General features: G+C 63.8%; 11 protein-coding genes. 9 read left to right on the top strand and 2 right to left on the bottom strand.

Features of this window, described 5'->3' with window-relative positions:
- The first annotated feature begins 37 nt into the window (after positions 1–37).
- From LOS8367_RS12655 to kce, 5 genes are read left to right on the top strand one after another with little or no spacing between them, the layout of a single operon-like run.
- On the top strand, positions 38–766 hold the full coding sequence (locus LOS8367_RS12655) for an ABC transporter ATP-binding protein (RefSeq protein ID WP_085896888.1): 729 nt from the start codon (positions 38–40) through the stop codon (positions 764–766).
- Entirely contained in the window at positions 759–1466 is a 708-nt protein-coding gene (locus LOS8367_RS12660; protein WP_085896889.1) for an ABC transporter ATP-binding protein, read from the top strand. Before LOS8367_RS12655 ends, LOS8367_RS12660 begins: the two co-directional genes overlap by 8 nt.
- A gap of 1 nt (position 1467) precedes the next feature.
- A complete protein-coding gene (locus LOS8367_RS12665; RefSeq protein WP_085896890.1) occupies positions 1468–2331 on the top strand; it encodes a branched-chain amino acid ABC transporter permease in 864 nt (287 codons plus the stop codon).
- The gene (locus LOS8367_RS12670; protein ID WP_085896891.1) at positions 2328–3353 is read left to right on the top strand and encodes a branched-chain amino acid ABC transporter permease; all 1026 of its coding nucleotides are present in this window, start codon (positions 2328–2330) and stop codon (positions 3351–3353) included. The genes LOS8367_RS12665 and LOS8367_RS12670 overlap by 4 nt, the downstream gene beginning before the upstream one ends.
- A 3-nt stretch (positions 3354–3356) precedes the next feature.
- Positions 3357–4292, top strand: coding sequence for a 3,5-dioxohexanoate:acetyl-CoA acetone transferase (gene kce / locus LOS8367_RS12675; RefSeq protein ID WP_085896892.1), 936 nt, complete (start codon positions 3357–3359; stop codon positions 4290–4292).
- 27 nt (positions 4293–4319) lie between these two features.
- On the opposite strand, the gene LOS8367_RS12680 is transcribed toward kce, so the two are convergent.
- A complete protein-coding gene (locus tag LOS8367_RS12680; protein WP_165761462.1) occupies positions 4320–4778 on the bottom strand; it encodes a MarR family winged helix-turn-helix transcriptional regulator in 459 nt (152 codons plus the stop codon).
- Between the two features lie 141 nt (positions 4779–4919).
- On the opposite strand from LOS8367_RS12680, the gene LOS8367_RS12685 reads away from it, so the two are divergent.
- From LOS8367_RS12685 to LOS8367_RS12700, 4 genes are all read left to right on the top strand, one after another.
- Positions 4920–5645, top strand: coding sequence for a DUF1499 domain-containing protein (locus tag LOS8367_RS12685; RefSeq protein ID WP_207569262.1), 726 nt, complete (start codon positions 4920–4922; stop codon positions 5643–5645).
- A gap of 85 nt (positions 5646–5730) precedes the next feature.
- A complete protein-coding gene (locus tag LOS8367_RS12690; RefSeq protein ID WP_085896894.1) occupies positions 5731–6291 on the top strand; it encodes a ricin-type beta-trefoil lectin domain protein in 561 nt (186 codons plus the stop codon).
- A 252-nt stretch (positions 6292–6543) separates the two neighbouring features.
- The gene (locus tag LOS8367_RS12695) at positions 6544–7677 is read left to right on the top strand and encodes an efflux RND transporter periplasmic adaptor subunit (protein ID WP_242665581.1); all 1134 of its coding nucleotides are present in this window, start codon (positions 6544–6546) and stop codon (positions 7675–7677) included.
- Entirely contained in the window at positions 7674–10763 is a 3090-nt protein-coding gene (locus tag LOS8367_RS12700) for an efflux RND transporter permease subunit (RefSeq protein ID WP_085896896.1), read from the top strand. Before LOS8367_RS12695 ends, LOS8367_RS12700 begins: the two co-directional genes overlap by 4 nt.
- Positions 10764–11182: 419 nt before the next feature.
- Here the strand turns inward: LOS8367_RS12700 and LOS8367_RS12705 are convergent, their stop codons facing one another.
- A complete protein-coding gene (locus tag LOS8367_RS12705; RefSeq protein WP_242665582.1) occupies positions 11183–12142 on the bottom strand; it encodes an aldo/keto reductase in 960 nt (319 codons plus the stop codon).
- Positions 12143–12632 lie beyond the last annotated feature (490 nt).

Below are 12632 nucleotides of genomic sequence, written 5' to 3' on the forward strand. Positions count from 1 at the left end.
GGGTGCCGCCGCCTGACACCGCCGATGGGAGACCCCGATGGCGCAGATCCTTCAACTCGACGGCGTGTCGAAATCCTTCGGCGCTGTCACCGTCGCTGACGGCCTCAGCTATGGGCTGGCAAAAGGCGAGGCGCTTGGCGTGCTCGGTCCCAACGGTGCCGGCAAGACCTCGATGTTCAATCTGATCACCGGCACGCTCATGGCTGATAGCGGGCGCATCAGCTTTGAAGGCGAGGACATTACCCGCATGAGTGCCGCGCGCCGATCACGCGCCGGCATCGCCCGCAGCTTCCAAGTGCCGCAGCCTTTCACCCATATGACGGTGTTCGAGAATGCGATGGTGGCGGCCACGCAATCCGCCGGTCTGTCCGGACGCGAGGCCGAGCGGCTCTGCATCGACGTGCTCGACCAGACCGAGCTTCTGGGAAAGGCCAACGACCGCGCCGGCGGGCTGACCTTGCTCAACCGCAAGCGGCTTGAACTGACCCGCGCGCTTTGCGCCAAGCCCCGCCTGCTCTTGCTCGACGAGATCGCGGGGGGGCTGACCGAGGCGGAATGCACATCTCTGATCGCCACCATCAAGTCGATCCACGCCAGCGGCGTCTCGATCATCTGGATCGAACACGTGGTGCACGCGCTGATGGCGGTGGTCGAGCGGCTGATCGTGATCGATTTCGGCCGCAAGATCGCCGAGGGCGAACCCCGGGCGATTATGGAGAGCCCGGAAGTGCAGGAAATCTACCTGGGGATTGAGGCCGATGCCTGAACCGATCCTGACGCTCACCGGCCTCGATGCCTTCTATGGTGATTTCCAAGCGCTCTACGGCGTCGACCTGGAGGTCAGCGAGGGTGAAGTCTTGGCCATTATCGGGGCCAACGGCGCCGGCAAGACGACGCTGCTGCGCTCGATCGCCGGGCTGATCGGGAACGAGGCGTCGCAGATCACCTATCGCGGCAGGTCGATCGGCAATGCGCGCCCCGACGTGGTGGCGCAGATGGGCCTCGCCATGGTGCCCGAGGGCCGACAGCTCTTTCCCTCACTCTCGGTCGAGGAGAACCTGATGATCGGCGGGAGGGTTAATCGCGAGGGCCCGTGGAACCTGCGCAAGGTCTATGACCTCTTCCCTATCTTGGAGGAACGCAAGGCGCAGGCCTCGACCTCGCTCTCGGGCGGTCAGCAGCAGATGGTCGCCATCGGCCGGGCACTGATGGCCAACCCCGACCTGATCATGTTCGACGAGATCAGCCTCGGCCTCGCGCCGGTCATCATCCGCGACATCTATAAGGCGCTGCCCGGCATCGTCGGCGGCGGCATGAGCGCGGTGATCGTCGAGCAGGACATCACCAAGGCGCTTGCCGTGTCGTCCCGTGTCTACTGCCTGCAAGAGGGTCGGGTGTCGCTCGAGGGCAGGTCCGACGCAGTTTCGCGCGAAGATATCGCGCGCGCCTATTTCGGAGTGGAATGACATGGATTTCTTGAATGCAGTGGTTCAGGGCACCTTGCTGGGGGGGCTCTATGCGCTCTTTGCCGCCGGGCTGTCGCTGATCTTCGGAGTGATGCGGCTGGTCAATATTGCGCATGGCGATCTGATCGTTCTGGCTGCCTATCTGGGGCTGACCACGACCGTTGTGCTGGGAGTGCATCCGCTGGTGGCGCTAATCGTTGTGGTGCCGGCGATGGCCGGGATCGGCTATGTGCTGCAACGGGGGGTGCTGAACCATACCCTGGGCGATGACATCCTGCCGCCTCTGCTTGTCACCTTCGGGCTATCAGTGATTATCCAGAACGCTCTGCTGGAAGGCTATTCCGCCGATCCGCAGAAAATGGACGCCGGTGTGCTTGAGACTGCCTCGGTCGCGCTCGGCCCGCTGTCGCTGGGACTGTTGCCGCTGCTTACCTTCGCTATCGCAGTCGCAGTCATCGCGGGGCTGCAATGGACCTTCTATCGCACGCCGCTGGGCCGCGCCTTTCGTGCCACGTCGGACAACCAAGATATCGCTCAGCTCATGGGCCTGAACAAGCGCCATGTCTTCGGACTCGCCATGGCGCTCGCGCTCGCAGTGACGGCGGTTGCGGGCATTCTGCTGGGTATCCGCACCAGCTTCGACCCGTCGGTCGGTGGCGGGCGACTCATTTTCGGCTTCGAGGCAGTGATCATCGGTGGTCTTGGAAACCTCTGGGGCACGCTTGTCGGTGGCGTCATCCTTGGCGTTGCTCAGACCTTGGGCGCGACGATCAACCCCGGCTGGCAGCTTCTGGCTGGCCACATCGCCTTTCTCGTCATTCTTGCCGTGCGTCCCAACGGCCTATTCCCGAGGATCAGCGGATGAACACAGATATCCGGGTAAGCCGTACCTCTAACGCCGCGAAGGTCGCGGCCGCGCTCGGTGCGCTGATCGTCGTGATCCTGATCGCCGCGCCGTACTGGGCGGGCCGGGCCGATCTGCGGCTGATGGGCGAGGTCTTTCTCTACCTCGCGCTGGCCTCGCTGTGGAACCTGCTGGCGGGCTACGCCGGGCTGGTCTCGGTCGGACAGCAGGCCTATGTCGGCTTCGGCGGTTACATGCTGTTCGCGCTGACCATATTTGCGGGTCTGCCCCCGCTGGTTGCCATTGCTCTGGCGGGCGTGCTCGGCGCGCTGATCTCGATCCCCGTTGCAGCGTTGATCTTCCGCCTTAGGGGGGCCTATTTCGCCATTGGCACCTGGGTCATGGCCGAGGTCTTCCGGCTGGTCTTCGCACAGGTTTCGGCATTGGGAGGCGGCTCCGGCACCTCGTTGCCCACCGATATCGTGCGCTCCATGGCCGATGATCGCTCGGCACGAGAGGCACTCAGCTACTGGCTGGCACTCGGCGCGGCGTTGATCGTCGTCACCGCCGTCTACCTGCTGCTGCGCTCGCGCAAGGGGTTGGCGTTGACCGCGATCCGCGACAACGAGTTGGCCTCAGCCTCGCTGGGCATCGACATCTGGCGGACGAAGTTCTTCGTCTATGTCGTCACCTCCGGCCTGACCGCCGTGATCGGCGCGCTGATTTTTCTGCAAAAGCTACGTATCTCCCCCGACGCCGCGTTCAGCGTCAATGACTGGACCGCCTTCGTGATCTTCATCGTCGTTATCGGCGGGATCGGCACCATCGAGGGCCCGATCATCGGCACGCTGGTCTTCTTCCTGCTGCGTGAAACGCTGGCGGACCTTGGCACCATCTACCTGATGGTCCTCGGTCTCGTTGCCATCGTGGTGATGCTGAAGGCGCCGCACGGCATCTGGGGCTTCATCCGGCACCGCTTCAATCTGCAACTCTTTCCACTCGGCTACCGCGTCGTGATTGCGGACCATACCAAAGGAGTCTGACCCATGGCACGTCAGAAAACCGTCATCACCTGCGCCATCACAGGCGCGATCCACACCCCCACCATGTCGGACGCGTTGCCTTATTCCTATGACGATATCGCGCAGCAGGCCGTCGCGGCGGCTGAGGCCGGTGCGTCGATCCTGCACTTGCACGCCCGAGACAACGAGACCGGCGCGCCGTCGGTCGACGTCAAGGATTTCCAGCCCTTCCTGCCGCGGATCAAGCAGGCGACGGATGCGGTGCTGAATATCTCCACCGGTGGCTCGCTGTCGCTGTCGATCCAAGACCGAATAACGCCGGCCAAGACCTTCAGTCCCGAGATGTGCTCACTGAACATGGGAAGCATGAACTTTTCGTTCCACCCGCTCGCCAATCGCTTCAAGGAGGACGACTGGAAATTCGACTGGGAGAAGGACTACGTCGCCAACTCCGACGGCAACATCTTCCGCAACACCTTCCGCGACATCAAGGAGGCCGCCGACACGCTGGCCCCGCACGACATCAAGTTCGAGCATGAATGCTATGACGTCGGCCACCTCTACAATCTGAAATTTTGTATGGATATCGGCCTGTTCAAAGCGCCAGTGTTCATCCAGTTCATTTTCGGCATCCTCGGCGGCATCGGGCCGGAGGTCGATAACCTGGTGTTCATGAAACGCACCGCCGACCGCCTTTTTGGCAACGATTACCGATGGTCGGTTCTGGGCGCAGGCGGCGCGCAGATGACCCTCGCCACGACCGCGAGCCAGATGGGCGGCAACGTGCGCGTCGGTCTGGAAGACAGCCTGTTCATTTCGCGTGGAAAGCTGGCCGAAAGCAACGCCCAGCAGGTCACCAAGATTCGCCGGATCGTCGAGGATCTCGGTTGCGAAGTCGCCACGCCGGACGAGGCGCGAGAAATCCTCGCGCTAAAAGGCGGCGATAGGGTCAATTTTTGAAGAAGACCGCCATCACCGCAGCGCTAATCAGTCGGCCCTCTTTAGCTGACCTTCACCCGGTATTACCCCCCCGAGGGCAGTTCTCAACTCGCGGGCAAGCTCAAACAAGATCTGTTCTTTCTCCGCCCCGAGCATCGATCCGATCATGATATCCATATCCTGCCATGCACTGCGAATATCTACGACCATACGCGCGCCAGCCGGGGACAGCGCAATGACATCACCGCGTTTGTCCTTCTCGCTTTTGTGGCGCACGACGAGATTGAGGGTCAGAAGCCGGTCGATCATCGTACTCATGCTGCCTTTGGTAATATCGAACTCGCGCGCCAGGACCGTCTGTGACGTCGGACCGATGACGTCGATCGCCACGAGGATTCTGGCCTGACGCGGCCGAACGCCCAAAGGGGCGAGCCGTTCGGTCAGGCGCTTTTCGAGCAGATCGGCGCTGTGGAGCAGCGCGTGAAACTTGGCATGCTGTGTCGTCATACCTGCCTTTAACATGAAATGGTTTGTATACAAACTAAGTTATGCTACCTGTCTTCCCGGTTTCAATCCCGAACGCCGAACGGCCCGCTGACCCGAACTGCACAGGTCGGGTTGCCTTTGGTGAGATGAAAGGACGATGTCTTGCAACACGCTGGAAAGATTGCGTTGTTCGTCGCTATTGCCGGTCTCGTCGGCGTGGCGCTCATGCTGTTTGGCGCACGATTCGGGCTCTGGGAGCCGATCGTGGGCTTTGGCCTCTATCGGACCTACCTCACCCCTCTGGGCGCGACCGTCGCGGGGCTGGGCCTGCTCGCGGTGGTCATCCATGCCGTGCGCAAGGAGCGAAAGGGCGCACTTGCCGGTGGTCTTGCGGCCGTGATCGGGGTGGCCTGTCTGGCCCCCACGATCGCCAGCGCGATCAACCCGCCTCCGCGCGCCGCTCCGATCCACGACATTTCGACCGATACGGTGAACCCGCCCGAGTTCGAAGTCCTCGACGAGACCCGTGCGGGGGCCAGCAACACGCTGGACTACGGCGGGGCCGAACTGGCTGCCGCGCAGGCCGCCAGCTATCCCGATATCGCGCCGCTCGAGACGGATCTGTCCCCCGACGCTGCCTATCAGCGCGCCCTGACGGTCGCCGAAGACATGGGGTGGGACATCGTCGCCTCGGACCCGGATCGGCTTCGCTTCGAAGCGACGGCGCGCACGTCCGTTTTCTACTTTGCCGATGACGTGGTGGTTGTCGTTGCGGCGCAGGACGAGGGCAGCCGTATCGATATGCGGGGCGTGTCCCGAGTGGGGCGCAGCGACCAAGGCGTGAACGCCGCGCGCATTCGCGCCTTTCAGGACCGGTTTGGCGAATAACCAAGCGCCCGTCCGACCGTGCCCGACGGAAAGGCACGGCACGTTCGCTCGCAAATGATCTGGAAGAAGCAGGAGTTGGTCGAAAATGCCCGAACTTACGTCAAGTCTGACAAGAGGTGCTTCGCTCAGCACCGCCGTTCTCGCCGCGATCGCAGGTTTCATCCTGCCTCAAGTGTCGCTGGCCGATAGCCCCGTCATCCAGACCGAAGGGCCGGTCATCTACCTCTCGGACAATCTCGACGAAGAGGCCAATCTCGGCTGGTGCATCGACACCGAAGGTCGCGGGGAAAGCGATCAGCTTCACGCGCATTCCTGCAAACCGACGGGGGACGACGTGCTGTTCTCCTATGCACCGGAGAGCGAGAGGATTGAATCGGCGACCTACGCGGGCTTGTGCATGGCGTACAACGCGCCGGACGACGAGGAAAACCCCTTCGGACTGATCGCCTGCGACGATACCGATCCGAACCAGCGCTTTGAATACGATACCGAGACCGGTCAGATCCATCTGGGCAGCGATGCAACGCAATGCGTGACGGTCAGCGCCCAAATCGACGACGCCGGACCTTTCCAGTCGCGGGACCTGCTTCTGGCGGCCTGTGATGAACTCGACCAGAGCTTCAAGACATGGACCGTTCGCGACTGACCCGGTCCGTGTCAGCTTGTTTGCTCCAGAATGTATCACGCCGGCATCCCGCGACAATTTGCGACAAAACCCTTTGTCCGAGGACGGTCAGTTTCCTCGGCGCATGGTCCATAGGAGGTGTCGAGACGCCTCGAGAATCACGGTCCTCAACGGGTGCCAAACCACGACCCACGGCGTCGATGCCGTGGGTCCAACGCAAAGAACGTCCCGACGGGCGAAGCACATTTAGGAGCTGAGAAGACCTTGAAGAAATTGATCGTTCTCATCCTTTCGCTGGGCGTCCTTGCAGGGGCCTACAGCATTGCCTTCGGCGTGCCCGAGCAGGTCGCGCAGATCTGGGGCGGCACCTCCGCACCTGCCGAAGAGGCCGAGGCGCCGCGCGGCGCGGCCGGGGGCCCGCCGGGCGGCCCGCCGGGGCAGGGGCGGGAAACGACCGTCGTTCTCGCCCCGCTCGAAGAGCGCGCCTACACGCTGGTTCTGCGCACGGTCGGCAGCGCCGTCTCCCTGCGCCGGTCCGAAGTGATCGCCACCGAGGCCGGCGAGGTTGTCGAAGCCGCGCTGCAAGCCAACAGGCTGGTTGAAAAGGGAGACGTTCTGCTGCGTCTGGATGATCGCACCGAACAACTCGCACTGGAAAGCGCGCGCGCCAACCGCGATCAGGCGCAAGCCACCGTCACCCGTTACCAAGGGCTTCACCAAGATGGCAGCGCCGTCGTGACGGATGTCGCCCTGTCCGAGGCCGAAGTTGCGCTGCGGCTGGCCGAGGTCGAGGTCGGACTGGCCGAGGTCGCACTGGAGGACCGCACCGTGGTCGCGCCGATCTCCGGGCGTCTGGGGCTGAGCGACGTCACGGTCGGGGACCGGTTGTCCAATGGTGATGCCATCGTGACGATCGACGACTCCGCGACCCTGCTGGCGACATTCGAGGTCCCCGAACGCTCGATCGGATTGCTGGCCGAGGGCAAGCCGGTGCTCGTCACGACGCCGACCTACGAGGGGCGGGTCTTCGAGGGCACCATCACCTCCTACGACAGCCGCCTCGACAGCGTGACCCGCAGCGCCACCGTGCGGGCGCAGATCGACAATGCCGAAGGGCTGCTGCTGTCGGGCATGACCTTCACGATCCGCATGACCGAAGAGACGGCCCCCTTGCCCGTCGTGCCCGCCACCGCGATCACCTGGGACCGATCCGGCGCGGGCATCTGGGTCGCCGAGGACGGCCGCACGAGCCGCGTTCCTGTCACCGTCCGGTATCGCGACGGCGACCAAGTCTGGATCGAGACCGACGCCCCCGTAGGCGCGCAGGTCGTGACCGAAGGCGCGTCGAAGCTGCGCGACGGGGCACAGGTTACCACGGCGGATGCCGGCAAGGGGTCGGGCGCATGAGCATCGAAAAGCGGGCGCACAAGGCCGGGTTCGCCGACACCTTCGTGGCGCGGCCGATCTTCGGGATCGTGCTCAACCTTCTCATCATCATCGCGGGGCTTGCGGCGCTTACCAGCGTCGACATCCGCGAGATGCCCGACGTGGATCAGCCCGTGCTGTCGGTGCGGACCACCTATGAGGGTGCGGTGGCAAGCACCGTGGACACTGAGGTGACACAGGTTCTCGAGGACGCGCTGAGCGCGCTCGAGGGCATGTCCTACATCGAATCGACCTCCAGCGCCGGGTCGAGCAGCATCACCATCGACCTGTCCGATGGCACGGATGTCGACGTCGCCGCCAACGAGGCGCGCGAGATCGTGTCGAGCACACTTCGCTCCCTGCCAGACGACATCGACGACCCCAGCGTGAGCAAGAGCGACAGCAACGCGGACGCGATCATCCGCCTCGCCCTTCTGGGCGATGCCAGCTTCGACGAGCTGACCCAGCTCGCCGAAGGCACTGTCTACGAGCGCCTGTCCCTGATCGAGGGCATCGCCGAGGTGACCGTGCGCGGCAACCGGGCCAACGAGTTCCGCGTGGCGGTGAACATGCCCTCCCTGCTGAGCCGTGGCCTGACCGTCTTCGACGTCTCCACCGCGCTGGCCCAGCTGCGGGACGACACGGCACTGGGTTCGCTTTCGACGCAGTCCCAGACCCTGTCCCTTCGCGTCGGCAACGACGAGGTCACCGTCGACAGCATCAACCAGCTGCCGATCAACGACACCACCCAGGTGGCCGACGTGGCCTTCGTCCAGCTGATCCCGGAAGACGCGAGCGTCTACACGCGGGTGAACGGCGAAACCGCCGTCAGCCTCGACATCACCCGGCAATCCGTCGGCAACACGCTGGAGATCTCGCGCGACGTGGGCACCGCCGTCGAGGAGCTGCGCGACCAGCTGCCCGAGGGCGTGCAGCTTCTGGTGACCTCGGATGACGGTATCTTCATCGAGGGCTCGATCAACGAGGTGGTCAAATCCATCCTGCTGGCCACGGTGATCGTGGTCGCGGTGATCTTCGTGTTCCTGCGCTCGCCGCGGGCGACGCTCATCCCCGCCGTGACGATCCCCGTGGCCCTGATCGGCACGCTGGCCGCGATCTGGCTCACCGGGTTCTCGGTCAACACGATCAGCCTTCTGGCACTGGTTCTGGCGACGGGCATGGTCGTGGACGACGCCATCGTCGTGATCGAGAACATCGTGCGCAAACGCAAATCCGGCATGGGGGCCTTCGCCGCCGCCGCCTCCGGAACGAACGAGGTGTTCTTCGCCGTCATTTCGACGACGGCCACCTTGGCGGCCGTGTTCATCCCGATCTCCTTTCTGCCCGGTCAGGCCGGCGGCGTGTTCTCCGAGTTCGGCTTCGTGCTGGCCTTCGCGGTCACCCTGTCGTCGATCACGGCGCTCACGCTGGCGCCGGTTCTGGCGGCCCTGCTCGATCCGGGGAGGTCGTCGGTCGAGGTCGGGGACACCAGGCCAGGCGCGCTCGCACGCGCCTTCGACAAGGTGATGGATTTCGCCATCCGCACACCGCTGCTCGTGCTCTCCGTCGCCATCGGCTTTGCCATGATCGCCCTGGGCGCGGCCGCGACGCTGCCCTCCACCATCACCCCCGACGAAGACCGCGGCTTCTTTCTCGTGCAGGCGCGCGGAGCATCGGACACCACCGTCGAGTATCTCGACACGCAGGTCATGCTGGTCGAGGACATCCTCGCACCCTATCTGGAGAACGGTCAGGTCGCAGCGGTACAGAGCATCATCGGCATCGGCGGCGGCAACAGCGCCTTCATCGTCGTGCGCCTGCCCGACTGGGCCGAGCGCGACTTCAGCCAGCAGGAACTGATCGCGCAGATCAGCGGCCAGTTGTCGGCGGTGCCCGGGGTGCAGGTCAGCGCGCGCTCCACCAACAGCCTCAACATCCGCGGCGCGGGCGGCGGGCTTGGATTCGCGGTCACCGGCACGAACCTTGCCAACATGACGGAGGCGGCCGACAGCCTCGTCGCGGCCATGTCCCAAGACGACACCTTCCTCAACCCGCAGCTCTCCAACAACAGCGTCGATGCGCAGCTCGAAGTGACCGTGGACACCGCCGCGGCGAGCGACATGGGGCTGAACAGCTCCGACGTCACCCGCCTTGTGAGCGCCATGGTCCAGGGCGAGGTCGCGGTCAGCGTCTTCTCCGATGACGTGGAAGTCGACGTCAACGTCGTCCCCGGCGGCCCGCCGATCGACGACCCCTCCGACATCGCCTCCCTCTCCATCCGGCTGGACAGCGGCGACTACATCCCGCTTTCGGCGGTGGCCTCGCTCGAAACCGTGGTCAGCGATGCCCAGATCGAACGGCTGGGCGGCGCCCTGTCGGTGGCCTTGCAGGCGAACCTCGGCCAGGGGGTCGATCTGTCGACCGCGATGGACCGCGTGCTGGAGATCGCGGACGAGGTCCTGCCCGACGGCATGGGCATCACCTTCACCGGCGAGGCCGCGACGCTGAATGACACCGAGGGGGGCCTCTATGCCGTCTTCGGCGTCGCCCTGATCGTCGTGCTTCTGGTCCTCTCCGCCCAGTTCGAAAGCTTTGCCAGCGCGGTCGTCATCATGATGACGGTGCCCTTCGGTCTGGCCGCGGCGCTGCTGGCGATCTCGCTGACGGGGGGCTCGCTGAACTACTACAGCCAGATCGGTCTCGTGATGCTGATCGGGGTGATGGCTAAGAACGGCATCCTGATCGTCGAGTTCGCCAACCAGCTGCGCGAAGCCGGTGAGGATATCGACAGCGCCATCCGCAACGCCCTGCGCCTGCGCATCCGGCCGGTGATGATGACGATGGTCTCCACGGTCTTCGGCGGCCTGCCCCTGATCGTGACATCAGGCGCCGGCGCCGAAGCCCGTATTGCCGTCGGCTGGGTGATCGTCGGGGGGCTGGGATTTGCGACCGTGTTCACCCTGTTCCTGACGCCGATCTTCTATCGCTGGATCGCCGTCTGGGGCGCCGAACCGGGTGCGGCGGCCTCACGGCTCCGGACCGAGGTCGCGGAGACGGTGGAGGCATAGGGCTGTGCCGTATCACCGACACCCCTGTGCCGCGTTAGGGGCGAGCGGCAGGCAAAAAGTCGCTTCTCTGCACGCTGTAAATGCGCGAACCAGTCCTACTTCGGGTGCGGCCCCCATTCCCATGACGGGCCGCATCGCAGCATCCGGAGTAGGCATTGGATAACAATTCGGAGCGGCTCATTGTCGTCGTGCTGACCCCTTTGCGCCAAGAACGTGGCTTCCGCTACGCGCATCTTGCGGCAGATTTCACCCACCGTGGTTCCTGTCTCCGCCTGTCTCAGCGCGAAGGCAATCTATTCATCTGAAAATCGCTTCCTGGGCATCTGGGCACTCCTCCGTCGGAAGTGTGCCCGAAAAATTCGCATGCAGCTTGGACCAGTTTGCCGGGTCAGGACCCGCCGAAGAGTGCCTTGAGCTCTTCAGGGCCCTGATGGGACCGGAGCGGCTTCGTGTAGCAGACCTTTCGATTTCAGCGAAATCCAAAGTTCATCCGGGATTGGCGTCGTGAACCATTCGAGGTTCTGCTGGAGCTCGGCCTTGTCTCGGGGCCCCGGGATCACCGAGGTGACGATGTCGCTTCCAAGTGGGAATTGCAGGGCGGCCGCTGCCAGTGGCACCCCGAATGCATCAGCGACCTTCGCGAGTGCACGGGCCTTGTCGACTACCTCCGCCGGGGCTTTCGCGTAGTTCCAGGTTTTACGACCCACGAGGATGCCAGAGTTGAAGGGGCCACCGCAGATGATCGTGGTGCCGGCGCTCCGGCAGGCTGGGAAGAGCGCATCAATCGGTGTCTGCTCCAAGAGTGTGTATCGGCCCGCGAGGAGGAACACGTCCCATTCACCGATCCCAAGGGCGTCCATGCAAACCTGGTTCTCGTTGACGCCGAGGCCGATCGCCTTGACCTGGGCGGATCTGCGCAGCTCGTCCATCGCGCGATAGCCGCCCTCGGCGAGGTCTGCGAAATGGCGGGCGTTGTCCTCGCCATGAGTGAAGACGCCGATGTCGTGTGCCAGCAGGATATCGATGCGGTCGAGCCCCAGGCGCTGGAGGTTGTCCTCGAAGGCTCGCATGATCCCGTCATAGCCGTAGTCGTAGGCGACGTGGAACGGCAGCGGATCGATCATGCCGTAGTCCGCGGGATTCTCCACCCCGCCGGGCTTCAGAAGCCGACCGACCTTGTCCGACAAGACGTAGTCCGTACCGCGCAGCATGTCGCCCATGACGCGTTCCGACCGGCCGAAGCCATACCACGGTGCCGTGTCGTAATACCGAAGCCCTGCTTCTTGGGCGGCTCGGATCAGTTCGGCCGCCTGGGCATAGTCCAAGTCGACGAAGTTTCCGCCGAGCGGCGCGCCACCAAGCCCAAATGTGTCGATCATCAGATCCGTTCGTCCGACCCGTCGCTGTTCCATCGCTTCGCTCCAACATTTGGTTCGCATTCGAGATAACCCGGGGAGACAAGTCCAGCTCTCGGCACGGTTCGGCCGCGCTGAAAAAATTCAGAATTTCGTTTCGTGTTTTTTCCGCCCGGCCAACCTTCCTTTTGAAGCCACGACGGACACCCCCAGAGAGGAGGGGAGGGGGCCTTGAAGCTGCCGCAACGGAGCAGCGCAAACCGAGAAAAGACAGTCGATGTTCGACTTCACTCATACTGAACCCGCACGCGAAACCTTCGACCTCGCACGTACCCTCTTCCTCGACCATGGACAGGACTTGGCGAATGCAGCACGACATTTGGGCGGTGACCTGAGACCCTGTTCCTCCTCCAGTTTGGGGTAGAGTCCGTCCAACTCAGGAGACGGACATGAAGCGATCGCGTTTCGCGGAAGAGCAGATCATTGGAATGCTGAAGGAACAGGAGGCCGGGCT

It is taken from the genome of Limimaricola soesokkakensis, from assembly GCF_900172345.1.
In the GTDB taxonomy this organism is placed as follows: domain Bacteria; phylum Pseudomonadota; class Alphaproteobacteria; order Rhodobacterales; family Rhodobacteraceae; genus Limimaricola; species Limimaricola soesokkakensis.

What these genes read in the sequence shown, in the direction of transcription:
- LOS8367_RS12655 (WP_085896888.1), top strand. Translation starts at nt 38, where the DNA reads ATGGCGCAGATCCTTCAACTCGACGGCGTGTCGAAATCCTTCGGCGCT.
- LOS8367_RS12660 (WP_085896889.1), top strand. Translation starts at nt 759, where the DNA reads ATGCCTGAACCGATCCTGACGCTCACCGGCCTCGATGCCTTCTATGGT.
- LOS8367_RS12665 (WP_085896890.1), top strand. Translation starts at nt 1,468, where the DNA reads ATGGATTTCTTGAATGCAGTGGTTCAGGGCACCTTGCTGGGGGGGCTC.
- LOS8367_RS12670 (WP_085896891.1), top strand. Translation starts at nt 2,328, where the DNA reads ATGAACACAGATATCCGGGTAAGCCGTACCTCTAACGCCGCGAAGGTC.
- kce (WP_085896892.1), top strand. Translation starts at nt 3,357, where the DNA reads ATGGCACGTCAGAAAACCGTCATCACCTGCGCCATCACAGGCGCGATC.
- LOS8367_RS12680 (WP_165761462.1), bottom strand. Translation starts at nt 4,778, where the DNA reads ATGACGACACAGCATGCCAAGTTTCACGCGCTGCTCCACAGCGCCGAT.
- LOS8367_RS12690 (WP_085896894.1), top strand. Translation starts at nt 5,731, where the DNA reads ATGCCCGAACTTACGTCAAGTCTGACAAGAGGTGCTTCGCTCAGCACC.
- LOS8367_RS12700 (WP_085896896.1), top strand. Translation starts at nt 7,674, where the DNA reads ATGAGCATCGAAAAGCGGGCGCACAAGGCCGGGTTCGCCGACACCTTC.
- LOS8367_RS12705 (WP_242665582.1), bottom strand. Translation starts at nt 12,142, where the DNA reads ATGATCGACACATTTGGGCTTGGTGGCGCGCCGCTCGGCGGAAACTTC.